This window comes from Bacillus zhangzhouensis (assembly GCF_000715205.1).
Lineage (GTDB): Bacteria > Bacillota > Bacilli > Bacillales > Bacillaceae > Bacillus > Bacillus zhangzhouensis.
Genome location: NZ_JOTP01000069.1, coordinates 1 through 1242 on the forward strand (window position 1 = coordinate 1; position 1242 = coordinate 1242).

The 1242-nt window shown below is 40.4% G+C and carries 4 protein-coding genes; all 4 read right to left on the minus strand.

The genetic code is table 11. The features are described 5' to 3' along the window. Positions 1–306: major tail protein (locus BA70_RS19180; RefSeq protein WP_476727063.1), on the minus strand; the 306-nt coding region annotated here is incomplete at its 3' end. Continuing rightward, positions 246–680, minus strand: coding sequence for a major tail protein (locus BA70_RS18805; RefSeq protein ID WP_239646718.1), 435 nt, complete (start codon positions 678–680; stop codon positions 246–248). The genes BA70_RS18805 and BA70_RS19180, both read right to left, overlap by 61 nt. Continuing rightward, positions 650–853: a hypothetical protein gene (locus BA70_RS21055; protein WP_420834694.1), complete on the minus strand. Its 204-nt coding sequence runs from the start codon at positions 851–853 to the stop codon at positions 650–652. The genes BA70_RS18805 and BA70_RS21055 overlap by 31 nt, the downstream gene beginning before the upstream one ends. 138 nt (positions 854–991) lie before the next feature. Then, positions 992–1207 (minus strand): major tail protein, encoded by a 216-nt coding sequence (locus BA70_RS19190; RefSeq protein WP_051691205.1) that lies wholly within the window; start codon positions 1205–1207, stop codon positions 992–994. Between the last annotated feature and the right edge of the window lie 35 nt (positions 1208–1242).

Consider the following 1242-nt stretch of genomic DNA (forward strand, 5'->3'; position numbering starts at 1 on the left):
AATGTCTACTGAACTTGTGGAATCCTCTGTATCTTTTCCCGTTGAAAACGACGCACCGTCGTATACAACTTGTTTAAACCATTCATCCGGGTCAAAACCTTCGTCAAACTCAGCTTGAGCCTTCCAGCGGTTTTTCCCTTTCTTATTTTGAAGAGTCATGAAACCTGCTTTAAACTTTGCTGTTTCAGGATCTGCTTTCCCTTCGGTAGTTTTGTTTTCATTGGCCATCAATTCAGGAAGTCCCTTTAAAAACCAATAAAACCTATGGCCGCCTGTGGATGTTTTTGCCCGAAAGCCGAAAGCCAAGAAAATAGCCTTATCATCAGAACTGGCAAAAGAAATCCCATGCCTTCGTCGAACTCAGCTTGAGCCTTCCAACGGTTTTTCCCCTTCTTATTTTGTAAAGTCATAAAGCCCGCCTTGAATTTTGCTGTTTCAGGATCTGCTTTACCCTCTGTCGTTTTATTTTCGTTAGCCATCAATTCAGGAAGTCCCTTTAAGAACCAGTAAAATCTATGACCGCCTGTGGACGTTTTCGCCCTAAAGCCAAAAGCCAAGAAAATAGCCTTGTCATCAGAACTGGCAAAAGAAATCCCATTTTCGACCTTGTGGCCGAAAATCTTGTTTTGCACCTCTATAGGTAAATCTGCTAGTTCAGCTTCAAGGTCAATGTCACCCATGGTGTTAAATGAATAAAAAACGAAGTTTTAAGAACAATATTTAGAATGTTATAAATAGCCTTGTCATCAGAACTGGCAAAAGAAATCCCATTTTCGACCTTGTGACCGAAAATCTTGTTTTGCACCTCAATAGGCAAATCCGCTATTTCAGCTTCAAGGTCAATGTCACCCATGTTGTTAAATGAATCAAACACGCCGTTATCAGCCCAAAATTTAGACTGCTCTGATTTTGGATCGACTTTGACGTTTACAGCTCCTGGCAGTCTTTCAGGCTTTGTATATTCAAGTCCTTTGTAATCATCCTGAATAAGTTAAGCGTACTGAAACAGGTCAATGTCACCCATGTTGTTAAAAGAATCATAGACGCCGTTATCAGCCCAAAATTTAGATTGCTCTGATTTAGGGTCGACTTTGACATTTACAGCTCCTGGCAGTCTTTCAGGCTTTGCATATTCAAGTCCTTTGTCATCATCCTGAATAAGTTCAGCGTAATGAAACATGTCTAATCCGTAGATTGTTTTCCCCATCTGTTTTCCTCCTAGAAAAATGTTTTGACGTACCT